General features: G+C 69.9%; 22 protein-coding genes and 1 pseudogene. 11 read left to right on the top strand and 12 right to left on the bottom strand.

From position 1 onward, the window contains the following. Positions 1-14 precede the first annotated feature (14 nt). Both F0344_RS34965 and F0344_RS34970 read right to left on the bottom strand, forming a co-directional pair. A complete protein-coding gene (locus F0344_RS34965; protein ID WP_308461021.1) occupies positions 15-227 on the bottom strand; it encodes an MbtH family protein in 213 nt (70 codons plus the stop codon). Positions 228-261: 34 nt separating this feature from the next. Then, positions 262-2,007 carry a non-ribosomal peptide synthetase gene (locus F0344_RS34970; protein ID WP_185303160.1) on the bottom strand — a complete coding sequence of 582 codons (1,746 nt, stop codon included), beginning with the start codon at positions 2,005-2,007 and terminating at the stop codon, positions 262-264. 143 nt (positions 2,008-2,150) lie between these two features. On the opposite strand from F0344_RS34970, the gene F0344_RS34975 reads away from it, so the two are divergent. From F0344_RS34975 to F0344_RS34995, 5 genes are all read left to right on the top strand, one after another. After that, positions 2,151-3,575, top strand: a complete 1,425-nt coding sequence (locus tag F0344_RS34975; protein ID WP_185303161.1) for an FAD-binding oxidoreductase — start codon at positions 2,151-2,153, stop codon at positions 3,573-3,575. A 60-nt stretch (positions 3,576-3,635) separates the two neighbouring features. Continuing rightward, positions 3,636-4,313 carry an aspartate/glutamate racemase family protein gene (locus F0344_RS34980; RefSeq protein WP_185303162.1) on the top strand — a complete coding sequence of 226 codons (678 nt, stop codon included), beginning with the start codon at positions 3,636-3,638 and terminating at the stop codon, positions 4,311-4,313. A 2-nt stretch (positions 4,314-4,315) separates the two neighbouring features. Continuing rightward, positions 4,316-5,599, top strand: a complete 1,284-nt coding sequence (locus tag F0344_RS34985; protein WP_374940181.1) for an aminotransferase-like domain-containing protein — start codon at positions 4,316-4,318, stop codon at positions 5,597-5,599. 91 nt (positions 5,600-5,690) lie between these two features. Next, the gene (locus F0344_RS34990) at positions 5,691-6,506 is read left to right on the top strand and encodes an SAM-dependent methyltransferase (protein WP_185303163.1); all 816 of its coding nucleotides are present in this window, start codon (positions 5,691-5,693) and stop codon (positions 6,504-6,506) included. Positions 6,507-6,513: 7 nt separating this feature from the next. Continuing rightward, positions 6,514-7,164 carry a maleylpyruvate isomerase family mycothiol-dependent enzyme gene (locus F0344_RS34995; RefSeq protein ID WP_185303164.1) on the top strand — a complete coding sequence of 217 codons (651 nt, stop codon included), beginning with the start codon at positions 6,514-6,516 and terminating at the stop codon, positions 7,162-7,164. A 353-nt stretch (positions 7,165-7,517) separates the two neighbouring features. Here the strand turns inward: F0344_RS34995 and F0344_RS35000 are convergent, their stop codons facing one another. From F0344_RS35000 to F0344_RS35030, 7 genes are all read right to left on the bottom strand, one after another. Next, positions 7,518-8,354 carry an alpha/beta fold hydrolase gene (locus tag F0344_RS35000; RefSeq protein WP_185303165.1) on the bottom strand — a complete coding sequence of 279 codons (837 nt, stop codon included), beginning with the start codon at positions 8,352-8,354 and terminating at the stop codon, positions 7,518-7,520. Positions 8,355-8,606: 252 nt separating this feature from the next. Then, positions 8,607-8,819, bottom strand: coding sequence for a hypothetical protein (locus F0344_RS35005; protein ID WP_185303166.1), 213 nt, complete (start codon positions 8,817-8,819; stop codon positions 8,607-8,609). A 489-nt stretch (positions 8,820-9,308) separates the two neighbouring features. Further along, positions 9,309-10,535, bottom strand: coding sequence for a putative PEP-binding protein (locus F0344_RS35010; RefSeq protein WP_185303167.1), 1,227 nt, complete (start codon positions 10,533-10,535; stop codon positions 9,309-9,311). Then, positions 10,536-12,437 (bottom strand): FAD/NAD(P)-binding protein, encoded by a 1,902-nt coding sequence (locus F0344_RS35015; RefSeq protein ID WP_185303168.1) that lies wholly within the window; start codon positions 12,435-12,437, stop codon positions 10,536-10,538. It abuts the gene before it with no gap. A 271-nt stretch (positions 12,438-12,708) separates the two neighbouring features. Further along, positions 12,709-13,257, bottom strand: a complete 549-nt coding sequence (locus tag F0344_RS35020; protein ID WP_185303169.1) for a carboxymuconolactone decarboxylase family protein — start codon at positions 13,255-13,257, stop codon at positions 12,709-12,711. A gap of 714 nt (positions 13,258-13,971) precedes the next feature. After that, the gene (locus F0344_RS35025; protein WP_185303170.1) at positions 13,972-14,496 is read right to left on the bottom strand and encodes an O-acetyl-ADP-ribose deacetylase; all 525 of its coding nucleotides are present in this window, start codon (positions 14,494-14,496) and stop codon (positions 13,972-13,974) included. A 28-nt stretch (positions 14,497-14,524) separates the two neighbouring features. Next, positions 14,525-14,920: a hypothetical protein gene (locus tag F0344_RS35030; protein WP_185303171.1), complete on the bottom strand. Its 396-nt coding sequence runs from the start codon at positions 14,918-14,920 to the stop codon at positions 14,525-14,527. 155 nt (positions 14,921-15,075) lie between these two features. Between F0344_RS35030 and F0344_RS35035 the strand changes: the two genes are divergently transcribed. Beyond that, positions 15,076-16,134, top strand: a complete 1,059-nt coding sequence (locus F0344_RS35035) for a helix-turn-helix transcriptional regulator (protein WP_185303172.1) — start codon at positions 15,076-15,078, stop codon at positions 16,132-16,134. On the opposite strand, the gene F0344_RS35040 is transcribed toward F0344_RS35035, so the two are convergent. After that, entirely contained in the window at positions 16,125-17,105 is a 981-nt protein-coding gene (locus F0344_RS35040) for an SDR family oxidoreductase (protein ID WP_185303173.1), read from the bottom strand. The genes F0344_RS35035 and F0344_RS35040 overlap by 10 nt on opposite strands. An 85-nt stretch (positions 17,106-17,190) precedes the next feature. After that, positions 17,191-17,460, bottom strand: a pseudogene (locus F0344_RS35045) (ISL3 family transposase); the annotation flags it as partial. Positions 17,461-18,037: 577 nt separating this feature from the next. On the opposite strand from F0344_RS35045, the gene F0344_RS35050 reads away from it, so the two are divergent. Both F0344_RS35050 and F0344_RS35055 read left to right on the top strand, forming a co-directional pair. Continuing rightward, positions 18,038-18,607 (top strand): SigE family RNA polymerase sigma factor, encoded by a 570-nt coding sequence (locus tag F0344_RS35050; RefSeq protein WP_185303174.1) that lies wholly within the window; start codon positions 18,038-18,040, stop codon positions 18,605-18,607. Positions 18,608-18,666: 59 nt separating this feature from the next. Further along, positions 18,667-19,107: a hypothetical protein gene (locus tag F0344_RS35055; RefSeq protein WP_258050351.1), complete on the top strand. Its 441-nt coding sequence runs from the start codon at positions 18,667-18,669 to the stop codon at positions 19,105-19,107. Between the two features lie 234 nt (positions 19,108-19,341). On the opposite strand, the gene F0344_RS35060 is transcribed toward F0344_RS35055, so the two are convergent. Next, positions 19,342-20,247 carry a hypothetical protein gene (locus F0344_RS35060; protein WP_185303176.1) on the bottom strand — a complete coding sequence of 302 codons (906 nt, stop codon included), beginning with the start codon at positions 20,245-20,247 and terminating at the stop codon, positions 19,342-19,344. An 89-nt stretch (positions 20,248-20,336) separates the two neighbouring features. Between F0344_RS35060 and F0344_RS35065 the strand changes: the two genes are divergently transcribed. From F0344_RS35065 to pgsB, 3 genes are all read left to right on the top strand, one after another. Beyond that, the gene (locus F0344_RS35065; protein WP_258050352.1) at positions 20,337-21,539 is read left to right on the top strand and encodes a CapA family protein; all 1,203 of its coding nucleotides are present in this window, start codon (positions 20,337-20,339) and stop codon (positions 21,537-21,539) included. Positions 21,540-21,768: 229 nt separating this feature from the next. Further along, positions 21,769-24,024: a cache domain-containing protein gene (locus F0344_RS35070; RefSeq protein ID WP_185303188.1), complete on the top strand. Its 2,256-nt coding sequence runs from the start codon at positions 21,769-21,771 to the stop codon at positions 24,022-24,024. A 6-nt stretch (positions 24,025-24,030) separates the two neighbouring features. Beyond that, the coding region (pgsB, locus tag F0344_RS35075) for a poly-gamma-glutamate synthase PgsB (RefSeq protein WP_258050353.1) at positions 24,031-25,513 on the top strand (1,483 nt) is incomplete at its 3' end.

A 25,513-nucleotide genomic window follows, 5' to 3' on the forward strand; every position in this document is an offset into this window, starting at 1 on the left:
CAGTGGTCGGGCCGTCACACACGGGTGCCGAGGTGCTGCCACGCCAAGTTGACGTAGTCGAGGCAGGCGACGCGCCGGGCGGGCCCGTGGGCGACGCGCCAGCCACCCGGGGCGGGTATCCCCGCGGGCCACAGCGAGTGCTCGCCGGCCGCGTTGACGAGGACCGTGTAGTTGCCGTCCTGGTCGTCGAAGGGGTTGGTGGCCTGGTCGGCCATGGTCTGACTCATCTGTGTCCCTCTCGTTTCGCGAGGCCTGTCGGTGCTACGCGGCCTGCTCGACGGCCACCAACTCGGCGAGGCCCGCCACCGTCGGCGTGTTGAACAGGGTGCGGATCTGCACTTCGACGCCCAGCTCCGCGCGGATGCGGCTGAGCAGGCGCATAGCGAGCAGGGAGTGGCCGCCCAGATCGAAGAAACTGTCCTCGGCGCCGACCTTCGGCAGACTGAGCACCTGGGCGAATATCCGGCAGATGACCTCCTCCGTCGGGTTGGCGGGGGCACGGTAGGCCGTCTCACCGTGGAACTCCGGTACCGGCAGGGCCGAGCGGTCGACCTTGCCGTTCGCCGTCAGCGGCAGTTCCCCGATCACGGTGAACGCCCCGGGCACCATGTACTCCGGCAGGGCGGCACGCACGTGTTCGCGGAGCGTGGCCAGGTCCGGCTCGTCGCCTTCCGGAACCACGTACGCGGCCAGACGGGTGTCGGCGCCGACCTCATGGGCTACGACGGCGACATGGGCCAGACCGGGGAACCCGGCCAGGACGGACTCGATCTCGGCCAGCTCGACCCGGAAGCCGAGGATCTTGACCAGGTCGGTGGCGCGTCCGGCGAAGTCGAGCTCGCCGTCGGCCGACAGCCGGGCGAGGTCACCGGTGCGGTACATCCGGTCGCCGCCGTCGCGGAACGGGTTGGCGACGAACGCTTCCGCCGTGAGGTCCGGCCGCTCGAGGTAACCCTTGGCGAGGCCGCGGCCCGCGATGTACAGCTCGCCGACGGCGCCAGGAGGCACCGGGTCCAGCCGCTCGTCGAGCACATGCAGCTCCACCCCGTCGAACGCCCTGCCCGAACTGACGGTGATCCCGGGCCGGTAAGGGGCGGTCAGCGTCGCGTGCGTGCTGAAGACCGTGGCCTCCGTGGTCCCGTACAGAGCACGGACGACCAGGTCAGGACAGGTCCGCAGGACCCGGTCGACGGCCCCCGGGGCGATGGTGTCGCCTCCGGTCAGCACCTCCCGGGCGGTCGCGAACAGGTCCGGCGCCTCATCGGCCACGACCCGGAACAGCCCCGCGGTCAGGTGCAGGGCGGTGATGCCGTGTCCGGTGACGTGCGCGCGCAGCCGGCCGATGTCGACCGGCCCCTCGGGGAACACGACCACGCTGCCGCCACGCACCAGCGGAACCAGGATCTCGTAGAGCGACACGTCGAACGCCGTCGGCGCGATCAGCGACACCCGTTCGTGGTTTCCGGTGTCCCAGCATCGGTCGAGCACGAGGTCGACGGTGCCGCTGTGCCGGACCGCGACGCCCTTGGGGTGCCCGGTCGAACCCGACGTGTACATCACGTAGGCGAGGTCGTCCTGACCGACCGCCACGACCGGCGCCGTGGCGGGCGCCGCGTCGATCGCCGGATCGTCCGCGACACGGACCGCCCGCGCCACGTCCGGCAGCCCGCGCCGCGTCATCGCGGCGTCCGTCAGCAGGACCCCGGCGCCGGACTGCCCGACGATCCACTGCCGCCGCTCCGCGGGATAACCGGAGTGCACGGGCAGGTACGCGCCGCCCGCCTTGAGCGTGGCGAGCAGCGCGACGACGGCCTGCGCCGAGCGCTCCAGCAGCACGGCCACCGGGGCGCCCGGCTCGACGCCGAGAGCCACCAGATGATGAGCCAGCTTGTTGGCCCGTTCGTCCAACTCGCGATAGGTGAGCGTCGCCTCGTCCGACCTCACCGCCACGGCCTCCGGTGTGCGGGCGGCCTGCGCGGCGAAAACCTCGTGTACCAACCGGGACACAGTCAATCTCCAATCCGCCCTGTCTTCTGTCGCGTTTCAGTGTGGGGAGCGCCGGCACCATGGACATCTCCCTGTTTGCTGAGGTCGAGGAAGTTCCCACAGAGCACGGAAGCCGGGCGGGTGAGCTGTCTATCGTGAAGACCATGACGATCACGACGGACGCCGTGGCGGACCTGCGCGCCGCACTGCCCGCGCCGGACAGTGTGCTCACCGACCCGGATCTCCTGCTCGCCGGCAGCCGCGACATGGCCGACCTGTGCCCGGCCGGCGTGCCCCTCGCGATCGTGCGCCCGCGCGACACCGCCGAGGTCTCCGCCACCGTACGGATCGCCGCGGCCCACGGAGTGCCCGTCGTACCGCAGGGCGCCCGGACCGGACTCGCCGGCGGCGCCAACGCCGTCGACGGATCGATCGTCATCTCGCTCATCCGGCTGACACAGATCAGCGTCGACACCACGGCGCGCCTCGCGGTCGTGGGCGCGGGAGTCGTCAACGCCGACCTCAGCCGGGCGGCGGCCCGCGAAGGGCTGGACTACCCCCCGGATCCAGGCTCGTGGGAATCGTCGACCATCGGCGGCAACGTCGCGACCGACGCGGGTGGAATGTGCTGCGTGAAGTACGGCGTCACCAGCCGGTACGTGGCCGGCCTGACCGTGGTCCTCGCCGACGGCGCGGTCCTCCACTGCGGGCGGTACGGCTCCGAACGAGCCGCTGGGTACGACCTCACCGGACTGTTCACCGGGTCCGAAGGGACACTGGGCATCATCACTGAGATCGTCCTGCGACTGCGGCCCGCACGTCGCCCGGGCCGCACGCTCGCCGCCGTGTTCCCCACGGTAGCCGCCGCCGGGCGGGCGATCACGGGCATCACCGGATCGCGGGTCGTTCCGAGCCTGCTGGAACTCCTCGACCGGACGCACCTGCGGGCCATCGAGGACTACCGGCCGTCCGGCCTGGACACAGGGGCAGGTGCGCTGCTGCTCGCCGCATCCGACACGGGACCCGGCGCACAGACCGAACTGGACATCATGGCCGCGCACTGCGAGCGCGCGGGCGCGACCGAACTGCACGTCGCGACCGACCAGGTGGAAGCCGACGCGCTGCTCGCGGCCCGCAGACTCGCACACCCCGCGATGGAGCGCCTCGCCGCACAGCGGTTCCCCGGCGGCCGGGGCGGTCTCATCGTCGACGACGTGGCCGTGCCGCACGGCCGGGTCGTCGAACTGGTGGAGGGGGTCATCCGTATCGCGGAGAGCCACGACGTGCTGGTCGGTGTGGTCGGGCACGCGGGAGACGGCAACTTCCACCCCGTGATCGTGGTCGACCTGTCCGATCCGGCGGTGCTGGCCCGAGGACGGGCGGTCTTCGACGAGATCATGCGGCTCGGCCTCTCACTCGGCGGCACCTGCACAGGTGAGCACGGCGTGGGCCTGCTCAAGCGTGACTGGCTGGAGCGGGAGCTCGGTCCGGTCGGCGTACGCGTCCACCAGGCCGTGAAGTCGGCCCTCGATCCGGCGGGAATCCTCAACCCGGGCAAGGTGGTTCTCCCCGCGCACGACGGGAGTTGATGTCCGATCCTCCCGTCGTCAGGCTCATGGGAGGCATTCCGACCGCATAAGGGGGGCGCGATGGAGATCGCGGTTATCGCCGGCACACCCTTCGATGCCGAGGTCGGCGCGGCTCTGCTGCGAGACGCGGGACACGCCGCGACCCCTTACCCCATGGCCGGGTCCGCGGACGAGCAGGACGCGATGCAGTACGAAAGTCCCGACACGCTGCGGGCCGCGTTCCACGACCTGGTGCGCGACCTCGACACCCGCAGCCACCGCGTAGCGATGCTGTTCTGCAACTCGCTCTCCGCCGTGGTGGGCGACGACACGGCCGCCGAGGCGGCCACGCTCGCCGTCGTCTCCCCGACCGCCGTCTACCACGAAGCCGCGGCCGCCTACCGGCGTGTGCTGGTCGTCACCGGCAACGGCTCGGCGGTGGTCGGCTACGAACGCGCGACCGGGTCGACGGCACACCGTGCCCTCTGCGTCTCCGATCCGATGCTCGTGCGAGCCATCGAAACCGGTGACCCGGCAACGGCGTTCCACCGGTCGAGCCTGCCGGACACCCTGCGCCTGGCCGAGCGCAACGAATTCGAGGCTGTCGTGCTGGCGTGCACCCACTTCACCGCGGTGCTGCCCCACGTGCTCGCGGCGTGCCGGCTGCCCGTGGTCGACGTCGGCGGCCGCCTCGTGGAGCTGACCGCGCGGGCCGCAGTCGCGGCAGCTGCGGACGGGCTGCTGGACAGGAGTACCTGACCGTGGTCGAACTGGCTCGCGAGTCGCTGCACAACTCGGTGTGGGACCCAGTGGCGACGTCCATGAACTTCCTCAACGAGGTCGCCGGCCGGTTCCCGGACGCCATCTCGCTCGCGGCCGGGCGCCCCTGGGACGGCTTCCACGATCCGGCCGACCTCCCCAGATACCTGAGCATCTTCCAGGACCACCTGACGGCATCCGGCATGCCTCCGAACCAGGTCCGAACGCTGCTCATGCAGTACGGCAGGACCAACGGCGTGCTCGGCGAACTCATCGCGCGACTGCTCGCGAACGACGAGGGCATCCTGGTGCCCCAGGACGCGATAGCGGTCACGTCCGGCTGTCAGGAGGCGATGGTCATCGCACTGCGCGGCCTGTGCGCCCGGCCCAGCGACGTCGTGCTCGCCGCAGAGCCCTGCTACGTCGGGCTCACCGGCGCGGCGCGCCTGCTGGGGATTGACGTCGTCCCGGTGCCGGAGGGGCCCGGCGGGCTCGACCCCGAGACCGTCGCGGCGACCGCGCGCGCCGTCCGCGCCGAAGGACGCAATCCGAAGGCGCTCTACGTCGTGCCGAACTTCTCCAACCCGTCCGGTGTCTCGCTGCCGGTCGCGGCCAGGCGTGCGCTGCTCGACGTCGCGGAAACCGAGGACCTGATCGTCCTCGAGGACGACCCGTACGGCCTGTTCGGCCTTGACGACCGGCCCCGCGTATCGCTCAAGGCCCTCGACCGGCGCGCGCGAGTGATCTACCTCGGTTCATTCGCGAAGTCGTGCTTCCCCGGGGCGCGGGTCGGGTTCCTTGTGGCCGACCAGCCGGTCGTGGACCACGACGGGCGGCGCACGCTGCTCGCCGGGGAGCTGTCGGCGGTCAAGAGCATGCTGACGGTCAACACCTCGCCGGTGGGCCAGGCAGTCATCGGCGGACTGCTCGTCGAATCCGGTTGCAGCCTCCGCGCCGCCAACCGGGAGAAGACCGCCTTCTACCGGCGCAACCTGCGCACGCTGCTTGCCGCGCTGGACACGTGCTTTCGGGCCGGAAGGGGCCAGGGCATCCGCTGGTCGGTGCCGAGCGGCGGGTTCTTCGTGGTGCTCGAAGTGCCTGTGCAGGCCGACGAGAAACTGCTGGAGCTTTCCGCCGAACAGTACGGAGTGCTGTGGACGCCGATGAGGTTCTTCTACGCCGACGGCGGCACCCACGCGATGCGGTTGTCGTGCAGTGCGATCGAGCCCGGCCGGATCGACGAGGGCGTCGGACGGATCGCCCGGCTGCTGGCCGATCACAGCTGATCCGGCGCCCGACGACTCCGCAACGCCGGAGACGAAGAACCCGCCTGAACCGGGGAGACTTGGAAGCAGGACGGCAGCGAAGGGATGTTCCATGAGCGAATCGGACTGGACACCGGCCCAGGTGGCGGAGCTGTACGACAGCTCGTGTCAGATGTCGACGATCTTCAACGACGGATACGAGCACCTGGGCTACTGGTATGACGACAAGGACGACGCGAGCGTGGAGGAGGCGGGTAAACGTCTGACGCGCAAGGTCGTCGACATCCTCGGACTGCGCCGCGGTGAACACATGCTCGACGCGGGCTGCGGGGTCGGCGCGCCCGCTACCCAGATCGCGCGCGAGGTCGGCGCCCGCATCACCGGCGTCACCATCAGCCCCGCCGAGTGCGAGGCCGCGGAGAAGCGCGCGGCGAAGGAGGGACTGTTCCACCGGGTGCGGTTCCAGGTCCGCGACTACCACGACCTGCCGTACGGGGACGACCACTTCGACGCCGTCATGGCGATGGAAGCCCTGTCGCACTCGGTCGACCTGGCGAAGGCCCTGTCGGAGTTCTACCGTGTGCTCAAGCCCGGCGGCCGCGTCGCGATCACCGAGACGACCATGGTCCACCCCGACGCGCAGCTGCCGCCGTTCTTCCGCAGCCGCCGCCCCATGACAGCCGACGGGTGGCTGGAGGTCTTGCGTACCGCCGGGTTCGTCATCGAGGAGTGGACGCAATGCGGCCAGCGTGTCTACGGCATGGGCAACCGGTACGTCGAGCGCGTCGAGGAGCTTCGGGAGGAACTCGTGGCTGAGTTCGGTGCGGAGTTCGTGGACACGGTCAAACAGGGCCAGCAGGAGATGTTCGCGCCGGGGCCGGACCACATGGGCTATCTCATTCTCTGCGCCCGCAAGCCAGCGAGCTGAGGTCGGCATGGGCGACGACGCCGTGTGGGCTGAGGTCGAGGCAGCCCGGCTGAGGCTGGCCGACCTCTTGGCCGACCTGTCCGACGAGGAATGGGAGACGCCTTCTCTGTGCCGTGACTGGCGGGTCCGTGACGTGGCGGCACACCTGACGCTGCCGCCGACACTCACGACAGGGGGGTGGATGAAGGAGCTGCTGCGCTCCAACGGCGTCTTCCACCGCATGATCAGGGACTCGGCGGCGCGGACGGCACGGGAGCCGGTCGACGAACTCGTGGCACGTCTACGCAAGCATGCCGGCTCGCGTCTCGTCCCGCCCGCGCCCGGTGCTGGTGCGGACACGACGGTCATGGATGTCCTGACCCACAGTCAGGACATCGCGATCCCGCTGGGCAGGGAGATCGAGATCGTGCCCGAAGCCGCCCGCGCAGGTCTGGACAGTCTGTGGCGGCTGCGGTTCCCGTTCAACCCCCGCAAGGCACTGCGCGGCATCCGGTTCGTAGCGACCGACTCGCCCTGGGCCGTCGGCGACGGACCAGTCGTAACCGGCCGGACAGCGGCGTTCCTGCTGGTGCTCACCGGCCGAGAGGCCGGACTGGATCAGGTGTCGGGCGAGGGTGTTCCGCTGTTGCGGGCCCGTTTCGCCCTGACTGGTCGCTGAACCCCCGTCAGAGGTCGTCATGCCCGGTGACGGTCGGCTTCTGCTTCTCGGTGGTCGGCTTTCTGTTCTCACTGCCGGGTTGTGCCTGGTAGTGGGTTCGCCCTGGACGGGCTGGCGGGCCTGGCTGTTCCGTGGTTCTCCGGTGGTACCAAAGACGACGTCGGCCAGGCAGTCCCCGCCGAGTGCAACGGCCAGGGACTGACCCGCGCGTCGTGCGCACGCGCGAGCCCCGGGAGACTTCGGCGACCCGCTGAGGCACGGATGGTCCGGCGGTCAACTGGAGGTCAGTCGTGCCCACTCAGAGCACCAGGAGTGGCGTCACAAGGCCCCGCCGAACCCCTCGCACGACAAGCTCATCCCTTTATGAACTCGATGATCGGGGGGGCGAGTTTCCTCGGGGCCATGACGACAGCGCCGTGGTTGAGGCCGGGCAGGGTGCGGTGGTCTGCCTGCGGCAGGATCTCGACGACGGCGCGTGCGGCGCGCTGGAAGGCGGCCGGGCTCTTGCCGCCAGTCAGTACACGTGTGCGTGCGGCCACTGCCTTCCACTCCTCGGCGTCGAGCGGTTTGCCTTGCTGGGTATCGCCCATGACCGCAATGTCGTAAGGCAGAGTGCGGGCCAGCTTGGTGAGGTTCGCCCACATCTTCGGCATGAACTTCATAAAGAACACGGCGACGCCGGGCATGCCCTGCACTCTGGTCATGAAGTACTTGACCGCGTCGCTGTGCCGGCCTTCCGCAAGCAGCGCGTTGATCTGCTGCGCGAGATCCTTGGGCGGTCCGTCGTCGTCTTCGGCGACCACGAAAGGCGGCTCATACAGGGCCAGGCGGTCGACGTGCACTCCGGCAGCCGCCGCGCGCAGGGCGAGGACTGCTCCGGAGGACGAGCCGAACAGCGACGCCGAACCGCCGACGTGTTCGATCAGGGCGGCGATGTCCTCAACCTCGCGGTCGGGGGCGTAAGCATTGGCGTCACCGCTGGCACCCCGTCCGCGTCGGTCGTAGTTGACTACAGTGAAGTGCTGGGCGAGGAGAGCCGCGAGTTTGGTCGTGTCGGAGCGGTCGGCCAGCGCCGAGGCCACCAGGACGACGGCCGGCCCGCTGCCCGACTGCTCGAATGCGATCTCGGTGCCGTCAGCGGAGACGACGCGGGCTCCGGCACTGGCCGACTGCTCTCGGGCTGTTGACATATCCATCTCTCCGGTTCACGTAGGGGCCGTACTGTTGTGGCGTGGGTTGCTGCCGATGAGACTCCCGCGGGGCAGAAGACTCATCGGTGCCCAGGGGCTAAAGGTCTCCGCAATGTATTGCAGGAGGAGCTGGTAGCTGCCCCTCTGTGCCTACTGGGCGCTGATGGTCGGGACCGGGGTCGGTGTCCGCGCGGATGACGCTGTCCCGGGCGTGGCCGAGGGCGTGGGTGAAGTTCCCCCAAGGCCGGGTATCTAGCGTTTTCTCTGGTCACGCAAGGGGTTCGGGATCTGTGCGATGGCCGCGTAGCGGCCCGTGCGGACTCTTTCGATCTTTCCTCTCTCGGTCCAGCGGGCAAGTTGGCGAAAGGTGGCGACGAGGGTGACGTCGCCGAGGAGCACGGCGATCTCCCGTGAGCGCCATAGTCGTTCGGGCTCTGCCCACAGGATGGTCAGGACACGTGCCATGCGATTGCCGGTGTTCTCCCGGTCGGTCGTCGCGGGCAGTGCGGGCTGGGCAGTGGGGGTGGCAGGAGAGTGATCGTCGTCGAGGCCACGACCTTGCTGCCGTCAGGTCGACCGTCCCGCGGGTGCTGACGCGGCTTCGCCGTGCGGGCGACAGGGGTGACAGGACTCGCCGGCCGATCTCCCCGATGCCCTGCTCGAAGACTCCTCCCGCGCATACCAGCAGGTCGCGAGCAGTTTGGAGGGCAATAGTGAAGCTGCAGCGGTCGGGATCGGTGCCCGTCCGGGACTCCGCCGCCTCGACCATGGTGCGGCGCAGAAGCTGGTAGAGGCGGCCGGAGGGAGGCTTGCCTGCTCCGCCGACCCTGTTCTTCGCTTCCGCAGCCGACGGCCCTGCGCCGTGTCGCGCGGTGCGAGCCCGGTTCGTCCCGGCTCACCGGTGAACCGGGCGGCTGGTCATCTGCACGAGTGGGAGCCGGCTCGATGCGGCGCTCAGGTCCGGGAGGGGGACGGCGAAAGCATCTGCTGGAGTTCGGCAGTACACATCATGTAGCCGTCGGGCGTCGGTAGGTTCTTGAGGTAGTGGTCAAGGTCCGATGCCAGCGAGAAGACTCGTACCGGAGTGCCTGCGGCGCGGGCGGACTCCACGACCCTGCGCACACCGTCCAGGACAGCCGGGTGACGGGTGCGGTAGGAGTCTGCGACCAAGTGGTTGCCCCGGTCCGCGGCGAGATAGAACTGCACCAAGTCCTTGATGCCGACGAACAGTTCACTGACGCCGGCGGCACACATCGCCGAGGTGGCGTGGACGGCGGAGGGCGTCTCGATGAACGCGGACAGGGGAGCGCCGTCGGGTAAGTTGAGATGCGCTCTGAGCTGGGTGAACTCCGTCTCGTCGCTGACGAACGGCACCGAGAGCTGCACGCGGTCGGCGTCGTCGCCGAGGCGCTTGCGCAGGGTTGCCAGCACAGCGTGCAGGGCGTCGCGGTAGGCGACGGAGCCGAGCAGCCAGCGTGCGCCGTGCATGCCCATCTCCGGATTGGGCTCGACCGCGACGGGGGCGGTCTCGGTGACGTCGGCCGCGTGGTCCGAGCGCAGATCGAGCATGCGCAGGACCAGCCGCTGGCCGGGCAGGAGCGCCTCGACGAAGCCGCAGAGCCGCTCTCCGATGGCCTGTCCGTAGGCGGTGATATCGGCGGGGCCGCCGGCCATGGCGTCGAGCGGGCTCAGGCCCAGGGCGAGGCAGAGGAACTCCTCGCGGATGAAGAAGGACTCGACGCGTGCGGCCTTCGGTCCGGAGGAGTTGATGGTGGTGATGTCCTGCAGGTCCGCGATGACCGCGCACGCCGAGCCGAGGTCATCCAGTGCGGGACTGCCGGCCTCGGGCTCTGAGGGCGTATCCGGTCCGACAACGATCGACGCGCTTTCCAGGTACAGCGTCACTTCGCCGACCAGGTCGGCGAGGTCCGCCTCGTCGACGCGGAGCACGGGTATCCCTCTGCCTCGGCACAGGGACTGCATGTGGCCGGTGAGTCCGCCGGAGCCGCACACCACCGCGCGCGCGGCCACGATGGCGTCATACAGCCCGGCTTCGAGAGAAGGGGCGACGAGGATGGTTCCCTCGCGTGGACTCCTTGTACGGTTACAGGTGCCCTGGAGCACGCTTTCGGTGCCGCCGGCCAGAAGAATTCCCAGAATCCGTCGCCCGTTCCCGTTCAACTAGCCCTCCGGATTTTCGGCGTTCCCTATTCCCAGTTGTCGACGTAGCTGCCGTGGCGTCACGGAGACGTCGTTGAGCCGTTCGACGGCCACCCGGTTGACGGCCGCCCTCATCAGGCGGTCGTGCCGGGAGATGTCTGCCGGAAGTGTCGGGAGACCGCCCAGGGATCGGATGCTCGCGGTCAAGCGGGAGTCGAGCGCCTCTCGTTCCCTTCGCTCACGCGTGGCCAGCCTCCGCACTTCCAGTAACACAGACTCCTCCAGCGCCGCCCGGTCCGCTTCCTCCGGGTTGCTGACATAGCTGCGGTAGCGGGGATGCTGGGCCGCGATGCCGTTCAAGCCGTCCAGCCGCAGTTCAAGCTCCTCGATCACGTGCGCTGCGACGGAGACCGAGTGGTTCTTGATGGCGGCGAGGTTGAACGCGAACGCGCCGGTCCGGCCGTGCCGGACGATCTCGTCCCCCTCCCGCAGCACACCGACCGTGGAGACGGGGCCGGCCGGTTGGCCGCCGGCGTCCAGCAGGGTTCCGCATTCATCGACCTCCAGGCCGCGCCCGGTGCGTTCGTGAGGGACCGCGACGCCCTTGCGGAGGAGGTTGCGCCAGAGTGGCTGTGCGACCTTCTCGTAGTCGAACTCCCTGCCGAAATTGGATACCACCAGGTCGGCTTCGACGCTGTGCCGCTCGTGTTGCGCGGCGACCGAGACCAGCAGCCGCCCCGACTGAGCGGGCGTGATCGCCTGCACCCTTCCGACGACCAGTTCCACCCGCCCGTCCTGGGGGTGCATCGCGCGCTCGACGACCGCCATCGTGTACTCCACCGCACCGACGCGCAGGGCGGCGATGGTGGTGGCGAACTCGTCCAGCAGACATCGCAGCTCGTCCGTCGGGATGCGCTCGATGACCTCGGGGAGGTACGGCTCCCACGCTTTGGCGACCCGCTCGGAGACGATCACGGAGGCGACGTCGGGGTGCTGTTCCCGGACCGTCGAGCAGGCCGTTCGCCATGCTGCCCTGACCCGGGCGAGGAATTCCTCGCGGTTGCGGTAGGGCTCCAGCAGGGCGTCGGGGCGGGGCAGCCGCAGCACGCCGTGTTCGTGGGTGCCGGGGTAGGTGCGGAAGATCGTCCCGGACTTGGAGATGAGGTGGATCCGCCCGGTGTGGCCGTTGCGCAGCAGCAGGCCCGCCGAGTCGTAGGCGCTCAGCACCGATCCGACGATGGCCACGGTTGCGTCGGGTGGCAGCTGGGAGAGTTTGCGGATTCCGGTCGCGGAGTACGGGTTCCGTACGAAGGAGGGGTGCCCTGCGGCCTCGGCCGCGAAGGGTGGCTCCTTGAGTTCGAGCCCGGTGGCGAGGACGACGTGGTCCGCTTGGAGCACCTGTGTGTCCGCGAGAGGTCCGGGGCGCAGACCTTCGATTCCATAGGCGGCGAGGCCGCCGAGCGTCACCTCGAAGCCCCGGTCGCACCTCTGCATGTCGAGCGCCTCGCCGTCCGCTTCGACGAGGACGACGCCGGGGCAGGACTCTCTTTTGGCCTCGGACAGCCGGTCGTCGAGGTAGTCCTGGAAGAGGCGGCGGGGGGCCGGGCCCTGTTCGGCGAACTTCTGGGCGGCCCAGCGCTGCGGCCAGTCCCGGCGGTCGGCCTCCTGGTTGGCCCAGTGGACGAAGTCGAGGACGTCCTCCCGGAACACGGACATCCGGCCGGCCTGGATGTTGAAGACGTGGTCCCAGGGGTTGCCGTCACGGTGGTAGGCGACACCCGCGGAGCGGTAGTCGGGGTGCCGCTCCAGCAGGACGATCTCCAGAGGTCTCCGCGCGAAGTGGAGCAGCCGGATCGCCGTTGCGGTGCCGGCCAGGCCTGCCCCTACGACGAGAACTCTGGGACGCACGCCCGTTCGACTCATGAAGCCTCCCGCTGGACCAGGGCGCCCGGTCGCGCAGTCCGCCACCGGTGCCGCGTTCTGACTGGTAATCGCCTGACTGGAATGCAACTTCCTTGCCCAGTAAGGCATTTGGGCGCGCGCAGATGCCGGGACAGAGGGCTTCCACGATGGTGGCGCAGACGATACCCGACCCTGCGGGGCGTTGAGGTCCCGATGGGCGACCGTGGGGCCGGTCTCTCTGTCGGCTCCGGAGCCGCGCGGCTCCGGAGCCGACAGGAGCGGACGAGTGGGATCAGTCGTCGAGGTCCGGGGCGGCGGGGATGTCGAGTTCCGTGCGGACGTAGTGGTTGAAGTAGTTGGTGTAGAGGTTCAGTGCCACATGGACGAACACCTCGGTCAGCTCGGTGTCCGTCCAGCCCTGGGCCACGGCCTCGTCCCACGCCGCGTCGGACGCGTCGCCGACCTCGCCGGCGATCTCCCTCGCGACCTGGACCAGGGCGGCGAGCTTCACGTCGACGCCCCCCTCCCCGCGGCGGATCGCCACGGTCTCTTCCACCGTGAAGCCCGACACCTTCGCCGACACCGTGTGCGCCGACTGGCAGTACGCGCACGTATTGACTGCGCCCACGGCGAGGGCTATCGCCTCGCGCGTGCGGGCGTCGAAGGTGCCATGCTCGGCGATAGCCCCGGTGATGCCCGCGTAGGCCTCCAGGACTACGGGGGAATGGGCCATCCCTCCGTGGATATTGAGCACCCTCCCGTATCGCTTCTCCAGGCGGCGCAGAATGTCTCCGCCGGCTGCGGGCGCGCTGTCGATGGTGTGGACGGGAATCCGCGGCATTGAATGCCTCTCCTCGTAGTGGTGGGAGTTCCTCGTCCTCGCAGTCTGCCGAAGCTGCGAATCGGGTGGGTCGTCTTCGGCGTCCTCCGGCCCATTCTTGGCATGTCGCCTCCGACTCGCGCCGCCGGCCCGCCGCCGCGGCGCCTCCGCAGCCCTGTGCCGGGTGCCCGCTGTCGGCCCTGCCCCGGCGATCTCGCCGCCGCTGTCCCGGGGCCGGCGTCATGCAGGCGCGTGAGGCGTGTACGGCGTGCTCCGAACTGACCCTATGGATATCCCGTAACGCCCTGCGCAGGACCCTGTTCAGGTGAGGCCGGGCCCGAGGGCCACTCGTTGAACGGACATGCCCCCCTTCGTGCGCCCCTCTGCCGGCATGCCCCTGAACGAGGCGCCACCGCTGCCGGCCGTACCGCGGGTTCGACGACGGCGACGGCCGTCGGTGAGAGCCGTCGGTGAGAGCGAAGAGCCGCCCGTCGGAGACGGCCACGTCGGCGCCGATCGAGCCGTACCTGTCGCCTCTGACCTGGATCCGCTGCCCGGGGCGCCCCTGCGGCCCGAAGGCGAGGAACGCCTCGATGCCCCCGGTCGCCCTCGTCCACCGCAGCACGATCGGCTCGGGGGCCGTACACGTCACGCTCGCGAACACCATCCGACCGTGGGCGCGGGCGACTCCCAGAGGCGCGCGGCTCGCGCACGTGTACGTGTACGGGCCCCTGCCTAGGCCGTCAGTGCCTCTTCGAAACGGGCGTACGCCTCCTCGTCGAAGAGCACGAACCGGACCTCGGCGACCGGAGGGAGCGCGGCCTCGCGGACCGTACGCACGGCGATCCGCGCCCCGTCGTCGAGCGGCCAGCCGTAGATGCCCGTCGAGATCGCCGGAAAGGCAACCGTCCGGGCTCCCAGCTCCGAGGCCACCCGCAGGGATTCCCGGTAGCAGGAGGCCAGCAACGCGGAACGGTCCTCCGTGCGCGACCAGACCGGGCCCACCGTGTGGACGACGTGCTCCGCGTGCAGCCGGCCGGCCGTCGTCGCCACCGCCTGCCCGGTCGGCAGTCCCTTGCCGTAGTGCGAGGCCCGCAGGTCGCGGCAGGCGGCGAGGATCTCGGGTCCACCGCGCCGGTGGATCGCGCCGTCCACCCCACCACCGCCCAGGAGCGAGGAGTTGGCGGCGTTGACCAGGACGTCGGCGTGCTGTTCGGTGATGTCCCCGAGTACGAGGGTGATCGTCGCTCGTGTCGTCATACGGCCATCCTGCCGTCAGCCCCGGCGTTCATTTGCCGCCCACGTCCGGCCGGTGGGCCGCTGCGAGAGCGTCGCGGACAGCAACGCGGCCCGCCTGCCGGAACGCCCGCGGGTGGGAGTCGACCGAGTGGAAGCGCATGCGCCGCAGGACTACCGCTGCGGCCGGCGACAACCCGGTCCCCGACTGGGTGAGTTCGTCGCGTACACCCGCCTCGAAAGCGGCCTGGCACTCGGCCTGCCACTCCGGATCGTCGTCGCCGTCAACAGCCAGATCAGCGGCCGTCTCGAAGGTGACGCCCCTCTCCCACGGCTCGAAGTCCACAGTGACCTCGGCGAAGTCGGAGGGACAGCTGGCCTGCCGTGCGTAGACGGCTCGGACGCCCCGGATCGGGTGAGGCGGGAAGGTTGCAGTGTCGGATTCCACGGGGACACGATAGCCAGTGAAATCGGTACGGAAGGCCGTGCCGCCGCACGTGCCCGCTCTCGTGCTCGAGTAGCCTCCGGGCGCGGCGCGTGCCGTCGAGCGAGCAGCCGCGGCAGGAGATCGCGTTCGTTCGCCGGGTCGGTGATCCTTGGAGGATGCGTGCCGCCCGCCTGATCCGTATGGCTCTCCTGATCCAGTCGAACCCTGGCCTCACCGCGGCCGCTCTCGCCCGTGAGCTGGAGATCTCCGAGCGGACTGTGATCCGTGACGCCCAGGCATTGCAGGAGGCCGGCGTCCCCGTCCGGTCGGAGCGTGGCCGGGTGGGCGGGTACTTCCTCGCCGCGGGATACCGGACCCGGCTCACCACGCTCCATTCAAGCGAGGCTGAGACGCTCTTCCTGTCCGGTCTGCCCTCGGCTTTGCAGGATCTGGGGCTGTCGGACGCGGCAGCGACTGCCCGGCTGAAGCTGACCGCGACCCTGCTCCCGTCGGTACGCCAGGCCGCCGAGTCCTCGGTGCGCCGCTTCCACCTCGACGCGCCGGCCTGGTTCCGCGAACCCGCCACCCCCGCATTGCTGCCGGAGCTGGCCCGCGCGGTATGGGCGGACCGGGCCGTCAAACTGTCGTACGCGCGGCCGGGCCGGGACGGTGCACCGCCCTCTGCCGTGGCCCGGGTGGTGGAGCCGTACGGGCTCGTGCTGAAGGCCGGCACCTGGTACGCCGTGGTCCGCATCCCCGGTGAGCGGGAGGAACATGACGGCGGCTGGCGCACCTACCGCGTCGACCGGATCACCGCCCTCGGCCCCGCTTCCCGAGCGGAGGAGCCGTTCGTGCGCGACCCGGCCTTCGAACTGGCCGCGCACTGGGAGGCCCACTCGGCCGCCTTCGCCCGCACCCTGCTGCGCACCACCGTCACGATCCGGCTGACCGGCTGGGGTCTACGGCGGCTGCCCGCTGTCGTGGACCGGGCTGCCGTCGCGGACGCGCTCGCCTCCGCGGGCGTCCCGGACCCCGCCGGCCTGGTCACCCTCGACCTGTCGGCGGAGTCCGAGGACGTCGTCTTCGACCAGTTGGCCCGGCTCGGCGCGGACGCCGAGGTGCTGGCCCCGGCTCCCCTGCGCGCACGCTTCCGTGAGCGCGCCGCAGCCCTGGCCGCTCTCTACCAGGCCGACCCTCAGGAGGCGGAACTCGAGGAAGCCGAGGATCAGCGGTAGTCCTCGGGGGAGCCTTCCTTGCCACCGTAGGTGACGTCCTCGAAGTATGCCCAGGCGTCCGGCTGGCTGCCGTCCACGTCCGTCACTCCGTACACCCTGGCAAGTTCTCCGCTGGAGGTGGACTTGCCGTTCCACCGCTGCGCGCGGTCCGGGTCGGCGGCCAGCGCCGCGACCGTTCGGGCCAGGTAGCGCGGGGACTCCGCGATCGCGAAGGCCGGCTCCTGGGCGATCGCGTCACGCCAGTTCTCCTCACTCACACCGAAGTGGGAGAGCATCTGCTCCGAGCGCAGGAAGCCCGGCGAGACCGCGACCGCCGCGCCCCCGTACTCCGCGAGCTCCTGACCCAGCCCGAACGCGAGGCGGATCGGGGCGTTCTTCGCCAGGTCGTAGTAGATGTTCTCCCGGTAGCGGCGGTTGGAGTGTGCGGTGCCGTCGGTGACCTCCACATGCAGAGGTGCGTCGGAACGGATCAGCAGCGGAAGCAGCAGCGCCGCCGTGATCACGTGCGAGCGCGCGCCGAGCTCCAGGATCCGCAGGCCGTCGGCGAGCGGGGTCTCCCAGCTCTTCTTCCCGAACACCGAGCCGGCCAGCAGGTGCTCGCCGCCCCACAGGTCGTTGACGAGGATGTCGAGACGCCCGTACTCCCGGTCGATGCGCTCGACGAGGGCGCGTACCTGGGCTTCGTCGAGATGGTCGGTGGGAACCGCGATCCCGGTGCCACCCGCCGCGGTGACGAGTTCGGCGGTCTCCTCGATGGTCTCGGTGGTCCGGCCGACCTCGCTGGCCCGGCCCCGGGTGGTACGGCCGGTGACATACACGGTCGCACCGGCGCGGCCCAGCTCCACAGCCTGGGCCCGGCCCGCCCCGCGGGTAGCGCCCGCCACGAGCGCGATCCGCCCCGCGAGCGGACCCGTCGGGCCGGCCTGCGCGGTGTTCCGAGTTTTCTGGGTAGTGACGTCCTCGTTATTCATGTCATCCATCGTTCATGCCAAAACTGACAGAACACGTCACCTTTACCAGGGTGTCGCGCATCACCCCGACGACAACGCGAACACCGTCAGCCGTGCGGTCGGGCAGCACGTCGATCCGCTCATGGGTCTCGGCGTCGATCACCACGGTGGCATAGCGGTGCCGCAGGCGCGGAGCGAAATCGTCGACGCCGATCACACGGGGCACGGGCACCTGCTCGCGGAAGGTGTGACGGCAGCCGCGTGTGGGACAGACCAGACGCCGCACCCGTACGCGGACCACCACTCGTCGGCCGACGACCGGTACGTCGGCTGGCCGTTGAACCGGACGTGAGTGGTACTGGGGAGCAGTACCCGTGGGACCTTGCCGACGAGCAGTCACCGACCCTCTGTGCCGGGGGTGGATATCGACCTGCGCCGGTGGGCGTTGATTTCCCGGTCGTTGAAGTTCCCGGTCGGATCGGTGGCGGGCCTGCACTGAACCTTGGCGCCCGCGGCACGCACACCGACCTCGAGCACATCACGACCGGCGGATCAGTCCTGGTCCGCATGGCGACGGTCCCGCCAACGGTGATCGTCGCCGTCCCCCGCGCATACCCGGGCGCTCTGCTCAGTGCAGGCGGCATGGTCGGACTCGCCGACTCTCTCACCGTCAGCGAGCAGCCCCACCAGCCGCCCGCCGCCCCACCGACGATGACGAAGGCGGAGGCGATCAGGAACTGTCGGCCGGGTTATGGGCGCGGTCGGGGCTACGAAGACGGTGGTGGGGGCGATGAGTTCCCGGATGGCGCAGGCGACGCTGCTCGCGGCAGGGCCGGGAGCGGGCGGCCGGCGGGAAGGGTGAACGTCGCCAACGTGACCCAGGTCACGCCGTGGCCGTGCAGCAGTTCCATGGTCTTCCCCGTCAAGGAGGGGTGACAGGAAGGGAGGAGGGTGTGAATCTGGCAGCCAAGCGGGCAGTGGGCGCCGAGCGCGGCGGGGCCGAGTCGGTGGAGGAGGACTTCCATGGATTCGTCACCGTCCGGTCGGCCGCGCTGTTCCGGGGAGCACTCGTCCTGACGGGCAGCCGAGACGCGGCGGAGGATCTGGTGCAGGAGACCCTGGAGCGGGCCTGCCGCAAGTGGCGCACCATCAGCGCCAAGGACGCCCCGGACGCGTACGTGCGGCGGATCATGGTCAATCTTGCCAACGACCGCTGGCGAAGATTCCGGCGTACGGCTCAGCACCCGGTCGACGGCGAAGCGGCCGCGCCGGGCGACGAGTACGGACGGATCGACAGCCGGGACCAGTTGGTCCGTGCTCTCCAGCAACTGCCGATACGGATGCGGACGGTGGTGGTGCTGCGGTACTTCCACGATCTGTCCGACGCCGAGATAGCGGCCGACCTGAAGATCTTGCCGAGCACCGTACGTTCCCAACTCGCCCGCGGCATCGACCGGCTCAGAAGCCAGTTCCCCGCACCTTCCGCCCCTTCACCGCAGCAGCTCATGGAAGGAACGCGATGAGTGCGTACGAACCGCGGCCTTCCGGCTGCACACCTTTTGAAGAGGAACTGATCGACGCCATGAAAAACTTCGCGCACTCCACCAACGCACCGGCCTTCGACACGGCCGGCATGGTCCACCGCACCCGCCGCAGACGGACCGCACTTATCGCCGGCTGCGCCGCCGCCCTGATTGTGGTTGGGGGCGGCACGGCGCTGGCCGCCATGACCGGTGCCTCAGAGACGTCGGCGAAGCCCGCCGCCGCCACCACCACCGTCGACCACAACAAGGCCACCTTCCTGTTGGGCGGCCTCACGAAGGAGCCCATCGCGGTCGACCTCACGGGCATGGACTTGGCCACGGCTAAGGGGCAGTTCCTCAAGGCTCAACTCAAGCTCGGCACGATCGTCAAGGTGACCAGCCACGGCTGCAAGCCGACCTCGGTCGTCGAGGTCACTCCCCACAGCCCGAAGATCGTGAGCGAGGGCGACACGGTGAACGTGAAGCTCTGCGCGGGCTGATCGGGCCGTTCACATCGGCCGGTGGCAGTGTCCGCTACACGTGGACGGCAACAGCCATCGGCGATGATGCGAACACCATCCAGAACCTCCTACGCTCCAAAGGCGCCCACGGGCACGACGTCATCGTGCACGGAAACGAGCGTGGAGGTTTCATGGGCGACGGCAAGGTGACGCATCCACAGCAGATCGCGGATCTGGTGCGGGAGAACCCGAATCAAACGAGCGTCCGACAGCTCACCCCCATGACGGACTACTGGATCTCCACGCCGTGACCAGCCCGGCGAGGGCGTCGGCGGCCTCCTCTGTGTCGCGGCCGTCGTCCGCGCGGGCGTGCCGGGCCAGCTCGACGTGGACGAAGCCGGCGTGCTCGCGCTGCGCCGAGCGGCCCTGGACGTTGGTCGTGCCCTCCAGCGGGCAGCGTGCCGCCCAGGCCCGGCAGACCCGCAGCCCGTCGTCGTCCATGCGGTCGGCCATGGCGGCCACCTCGGCGGGCGCGGTCTCGACGGTGCCGGTGGAGACGACAGCGTCGTAGGGGCGGTCGGAGGACCTGGTGAATCCGTGCAGCTGGACGCCGGGCACGCCGCGCTTCTGCAGCTCCACGACGACCGTATGGAAGGCGCTGTCCTCGCGGTGGGCGACATCGGCCGCGTCGTCCTCGCCGGCCCGGCGGTGCGCGCCGGCGAGGACGAGGGCGCCGCCGGGATTCTGCTCCAGGAGCCGGATACCGAGGGCCTCGGTTTCGCGGTCGGAGACGGGGTGCGGGACCTGGGCGTTCCAGCGGACGGTGGAGTCGGCGTTCAGGTACAGGCGGCCCCAGCGAGTGCTCTCGCCGGTGCCGGTGGCGGCGATCTCGTCGTAGCGGCGGCCGGAGTCGGTATCGGTGAGGCGGGTGAAGCCGAGGCCGAGCGGGGCGAGTTGCCGTTCCGCCTCCTGGGCGTCGCCCGACAGCAGGCTCCCGACGGCCTTCGCCAGCCGCGCGCGCTGCGACTTGCCAGGTGGCGTGTAGGGGGAGTCGGCACGGAATGTCGCTGTGTATCCGAGGATGCGGCTGCGCAGGTCAACCAGCTCCCGGGCGCGCGGAACGGAGTCCTCCTGGGTCGTGGCCGTATCGGCCTGGCAACCGACCAGAGCCAGGAGCAAACCTACTGGGATGAAAGCGCGCAGAAAACGTGACCGTCCCGTGATGGCAATCCCATGGTCGCCTGTGAGGTTCATGGAACTATGGCTCGGTGACATTCCGTAAGTCTCTCGGTATAGGTCGTTCGGTGGCGGTGCTGGCGATATCCGCCGGCCTGACCGTGTCGTGCAGCTCCGAGGCAGCGCAACCTCAGGCCAAAGCCGACGGTCGCAGTTTCACCGTCGCCGCGGCCGGCGATGTCCTCATCCACCCCGAGCTGGTCGAGCAGGCCGCCAAGGATGCCGAGGAGAGCGGGGAAGGAGAGGCCGGACTGGACTTCGGGCCGCTGCTCGCCGGGTTGAAGCCCGTGATCAGCAAGGCCGATCTCGCGATCTGCCACATGGAGACGCCCGTCGGGAGGCCCGAAGGACCGTTCGAGGGATACCCGGAGTTCCTGGTTCCGCCGCAGGTCCTGACCACCCTGAAGGACGTGGGGTACGACACCTGCTCGACGGCCTCCAATCACACCTTCGACCACGGACTGAAAGCGGTGCGGCGCACGCTGGACGCGATGGACGAGGTGGGCCTCGGGCACACCGGGTCGGCGCGGACGCCGGAGGAAGCAGAGCAGATCAACATCCGTGACGTCAACGGCGTCAAGGTCGCCCACCTCTCCTACTCCTGGGAGTCCTTCCTCAGCCCCGCTCCCGAGAAGGAGAGTTGGGCCTTCAACCGATCCAGTACGGGCGACGTCAAGAAGGCCGAGAAGCGGGCCCGCGACAAGGGCGCCGGGGTGGTGATCCTCTCCCTGCACTGGGGCCTGGATCATTACAACGAGCCGAGCGTCCCGCAGTTGGACATGGCCCAGCGGATCACCGAGGAGACCGGGGTCGACCTGGTGATCGGGCACCACGCCCACGTGGTGCAGCCGATCCAGAAGGTCAACGGCACCTGGGTCGCCTACGGCCTCGGCAACCAGGTGGCCCGGCACTCCTCGCCGACCGGCCTCACCGAGGAGGGGGCCATCGGCTGGTTCGAGTTCCGCGAGACCGCCGACGGCTGGGACGTCTCCGCCCGCTACCGCACGACGCAGGTGGACATCCCGCCCGAGATCGAGGCCGGGGAGAAGGCGATCGAGGGCGCGGTCGAGGACCTCCGTGTGGTGGACGTCCAGCAGGCGCTGGAGAACCCCGAAGGACTGTCCGACGACCGGATCGCCCGCTACCGGCTGGCCGAGAACCGCACGCGCGGCTTCCTCTACAACCGAGGAGCGCCGGGCGGTGACGGCCTGAAGCGGCTGTCGCTGGAGAAGTGACCAGGCCCACAGGAGAAGTGACCAGCCCCACACGCCCCTGCGTGCCGACGGATACAACCCTGTCGGCGTTCATCAGTCTTTTGTGTGACGGCGTCTCACAGCCGCGCGACAGCAGTGCTTCCTCCGGGCGCTGAGCACCCGCAGCGACCAAGGAAGAAGACCAGTGACATCGACCCCTGCCGCGCCCCTCGTGCCGATAGGCCGGCGGCGCAGCCGCAAACGCGCCGACATGCCGCTGCTGGGCGGCATCCGGCCGCCGATCGCGCTGCTGTGCGTGCTGATCCTCGCCCTCGCGGGCCTCACGGCCAAGGTGCTGGGGCCGGGCACGGAACCGGTCGTGCCGAAGGCGGTGCTCTCCTCGCAGCAGTATTTCGCCCAGGACGGCGCCATCGCCCTGCGCGCCTCGATCGACGAGCGGGTCACGGACCTCGAACGCACCGCCACCGCGCTGAACACGGGCGGTCCGGCGGACCCCGAGCGCGTTCTGTCGGACCTGAGCAAGGCCTACCAGAAGTGGACCGGCACCACGGTGCTGGACCTGGAGAGCGGCAAGGTACTCGCCGCCCGAGGGGAGCGCATCCCGCTCGCCTGGCTGGACAAGGACGTCCTCACCGGTGACAAGGCACTCACCCCGCGCATGGTGCGTCTGGAGACCGGCGACGTGCGCCTGATGACGATGGCCGTTCTGGATGGGAAGGAGGGGGCGCAGCAACTGCTGATCGCCTCCAACAGCCTCTCCGTGCCCTCCATCAACCTGGGCCCGTTCCGCAGCATGGCCGTCGTCGCGCGGGGTGGCGAGGTCCTCGCCACCGCCGGCTTCGAGCAGTCCGAGGCACTCAACTCGGACGCGGAGCGCGAAAAACTCACCTTCCTGCAGAAGCAGATGTCCCGGCTGTCCGACCTGGCCGCCGAGGAGACCGAGCAGAACCCCGTCAGTGCCCGGGAGCCCGGTTCCCGCGGCTACCCCGGCGTCAGCGGAACCCTGCTGGGCGAGGACTACAACGGCCGCGTCGCCACCGCGGGATACGCCTCCCTCGCCGCTTCCGACCCGGAGGACGGGGAGAGCGTCGCCGCCGGCCTCGGCCTCACGGTCCTCGCCATGCTCCCCGTGGTCCAGCAGCAGACCGTCACCGAGGACAGTCGGCAGCTCTTCGGCCTGCTCGCGGCGGGCGCCCTGGTCCTGCTCGGACTGCTCGCGGTCGCCGTGCTGTGGATGACCGTGCAGCGTCCGCTGCTCGGACTGTTCCTGGAATCCCGCCGGCTCGCCCGCGGCGACCTGATCCGCCCTGTCACGGTGCCCCGCTGGGGCGAGGCCGCCCGCATCGGCTTCGCGCTGGAGCGCACCCGCCGCCAGCTCGGCGGCGTGAGCGCCCCGGACGGTGCCACCGATGCCCGCCCGGCCGGCAGGTTCCGGGGCGGTGCGCGCGGGCCGCTGGCGCTGACGGCGGTGCTCCTGCTGCTGTGGTGCGTCCCCGTCGGGTTCCTGCTCAACCGCACGGACGGGACCGTCAGCATCCCCGCCGTCATGGTCAACGACCAGCGCGACCGCACCGACCTGGTCGCCGACCGGGCCCGCCGGGCACTGAACGAGGCCCAGGCCGACCTCGTCTCCACCTCGCGCCTGATCGACACCGACGACCTCGCCGCCACCGAGCGCCTGCTGAAGGACGCCCTGCGCGAGCACACCCGCTACCAGGCGCTGTACGTCGTCCGTGAGGACGGCGACATCGTCGCCCGGGCCGGCGACGACCCCCACACGTGGAGCGCGAAGAAGGACCGGTCACTGGTCCGCGTCTCCGGCAAGGGCGAGAGGAAGCCCGTCGTCCAGACCGGGGCGCCCGTGCCGGAGCACGAGGGCATGACCCTCGTCGGCGAAGTGCGGGTGGAGTTCCTCAACTCGCTGCTCAAGCGGCCCGGCCTCGGCGAGGTCCGGATCGTGAACGCCGACGCGCGGACTCTCGCCGCCAGCGACGGCTTCCTCGCCTTCGAGGGGCTGCCGAGCGACGCGCTGCCCGACCTGGTGCGCGCCGCCAACGTGCAGGTGGGCGCGGGGCCCGTGGAGAACGGCCTGCTCATCCGCCACGGTGGCGCAGTAACCGTGGCCGCCGCGGCGCCGTTCACCGGCGGCGGCGTCGCCTCCGACCTCGGCTGGACCGTCGTGAGCTGGCAGAACGCTGGCCAGTTCGAGATCACCGCCTACGAACGCGAGGACCGCAGCGTGCTCGCCAGTCTGCTCGGCCTCGCCCTGATCGTCGTCTGCCTGGGCTGGATACACCTCGTCGTCGTTCGGCCCCTGCGGGCCCTCGCGGCCGACGCCGAGAAGCTCGCCGACGGCGACCTCAAGACCGTGCACTATCCCCGCTACCAGGACGAGGTCGGTGCCGTCGTCCGGAGCATCGAACTGATTCGCCAGCAGTTGCAGGCCCACCGGCAGGCCCAGGCGCGCCGGCCCGCCGAACCCCGGCCCAGCGCCGGAGGAAGGTGATCAAGCGTGCTCTACCTCTACTTCGTTCTGTTGATCGGCAGTCTGTTCCTGCTCGTCGCGGGCATCGTGGAGCAGCGTCGGCACTACGCCGCGCTGCACACCATCCCCTCGCGGGTGCTTGTCAACGGCATCCGCGGGAAGTCCTCCATCACCCGGCTCTGCGCGGGCGCGCTGCGGGGCGGTGACCTGATCACCGTCGCCAAGACGACCGGGACGGCGGCCCGCTTCATTCACCCCGACGCCACCGAGGAGCCGGTCTACCGCAAGTTCGGCATCGCCAACGTGGTGGAGCAGATCGGCATCGTCCGCCGGGCCGCCACCTACCGGCCCGACGCGCTCGTCATCGAGTGCATGGCCGTGATGCCTGCCCTCCAGGAGGTCAACCAGAGCAAACTGATCCGCTCCACCATCGGCGTGCTGTGCAACGTCCGCGAGGACCACCTCGCCGAGATGGGCCCCACCCTCGACGACGTGGCCCGCTCGCTGTGCCGCTCGATGCCCCACGACGGCATCTGCGTCACCGCAGAGAAGGAGCGCTTCGACATCCTCCAGGAGGAGGCGGACGCCCGGAACTGCCAGTTGGTGTACGCCGACCCGGAGATGGTCAGCGACGACGAGCTGCGCGGCTTCAGCTGGTTCACCTTCAAGGAGAACGTGGCGATCGCCCTGGTCGTCGCCGATCTGCTCGGCGTGGAGCGCGACGTCGCCCTCCAGGGCATGTACGACGCACCGCCGGACCCGGGCGTGCTCTCCGTGGAGCGCTATGTGGCCCCCGACGGCAACCGGCTCGCCTTCGCCAACGTCTTCGCGGCCAACGACCCCGAGTCGACGCTGATGAACATCAACCAGCTCCTCGACCTCGGTGCCATCCGCCGCCCCCTGAACGTGGTGATCAACTGTCGCCCCGACCGCGTGGAGCGCAACGGGCAGATGGGCGAGATCATCCCCGACCTCCAGCCCGACAACGTCTTCGTCATCGGGAACCCCTCCAAGAGCGCCATCGAGGCCATCCCCGCCGAGTGGCGGGACCGGGCGGTCGACCTGGGCGGCGAGAAGCGATCCGCCGAGGAGTTCATGCCGGCCGTGCTCGGCCGCATGTCCGACGGCTCCTGCCTGGTCGCCATCGGCAACATCCACGGCCAGGGCGAGGAACTGCTGGAGTACCTCGCCGAACTCCCCGCCGACGAGAGCGAAGCGGACGAGGAGACACCGCGCCCCGCCGCGGCGATCCCGGCACAGGCACCCCGCCTGGACCCGTTCGCCTCGTATCCCCCGGCGTACGAGGAGCGCTACCAGGCTTCGCGGACCCAGGAGATCCCGCTGGTCCGCATCCCGGCCCAGCCGGCACGGCAGCAGCACGAACCCCACGGCAGTACGCACGGCAGGATCGGTACGAACCCTTCGGGCAGAACGCCGACGCGCCGCGGCAGCAGCCGTACGAATCCGCCCAGCAAACCTGGCCGCCCTACGACGAGCCGCACGACGACGC

Origin of the sequence: Streptomyces finlayi (genome assembly GCF_014216315.1) — a bacterium.
In the GTDB taxonomy this organism is placed as follows: domain Bacteria; phylum Actinomycetota; class Actinomycetes; order Streptomycetales; family Streptomycetaceae; genus Streptomyces; species Streptomyces finlayi_A.

Coding starts and splice junctions, on each gene's coding strand:
- F0344_RS34965 (WP_308461021.1), bottom strand. CDS start 227: ATGAGTCAGACCATGGCCGACCAGGCCACCAACCCCTTCGACGACCAG.
- F0344_RS34975 (WP_185303161.1), top strand. CDS start 2,151: ATGACGATCACGACGGACGCCGTGGCGGACCTGCGCGCCGCACTGCCC.
- F0344_RS34980 (WP_185303162.1), top strand. CDS start 3,636: ATGGAGATCGCGGTTATCGCCGGCACACCCTTCGATGCCGAGGTCGGC.
- F0344_RS34990 (WP_185303163.1), top strand. CDS start 5,691: ATGAGCGAATCGGACTGGACACCGGCCCAGGTGGCGGAGCTGTACGAC.
- F0344_RS34995 (WP_185303164.1), top strand. CDS start 6,514: ATGGGCGACGACGCCGTGTGGGCTGAGGTCGAGGCAGCCCGGCTGAGG.
- F0344_RS35000 (WP_185303165.1), bottom strand. CDS start 8,354: ATGTCAACAGCCCGAGAGCAGTCGGCCAGTGCCGGAGCCCGCGTCGTC.
- F0344_RS35005 (WP_185303166.1), bottom strand. CDS start 8,819: ATGGCACGTGTCCTGACCATCCTGTGGGCAGAGCCCGAACGACTATGG.
- F0344_RS35015 (WP_185303168.1), bottom strand. CDS start 12,437: ATGAGTCGAACGGGCGTGCGTCCCAGAGTTCTCGTCGTAGGGGCAGGC.
- F0344_RS35020 (WP_185303169.1), bottom strand. CDS start 13,257: ATGCCGCGGATTCCCGTCCACACCATCGACAGCGCGCCCGCAGCCGGC.
- F0344_RS35025 (WP_185303170.1), bottom strand. CDS start 14,496: ATGACGACACGAGCGACGATCACCCTCGTACTCGGGGACATCACCGAA.
- F0344_RS35035 (WP_185303172.1), top strand. CDS start 15,076: ATGCGTGCCGCCCGCCTGATCCGTATGGCTCTCCTGATCCAGTCGAAC.
- F0344_RS35040 (WP_185303173.1), bottom strand. CDS start 17,105: ATGAATAACGAGGACGTCACTACCCAGAAAACTCGGAACACCGCGCAG.
- F0344_RS35055 (WP_258050351.1), top strand. CDS start 18,667: ATGAAAAACTTCGCGCACTCCACCAACGCACCGGCCTTCGACACGGCC.
- F0344_RS35070 (WP_185303188.1), top strand. CDS start 21,769: ATGCCGCTGCTGGGCGGCATCCGGCCGCCGATCGCGCTGCTGTGCGTG.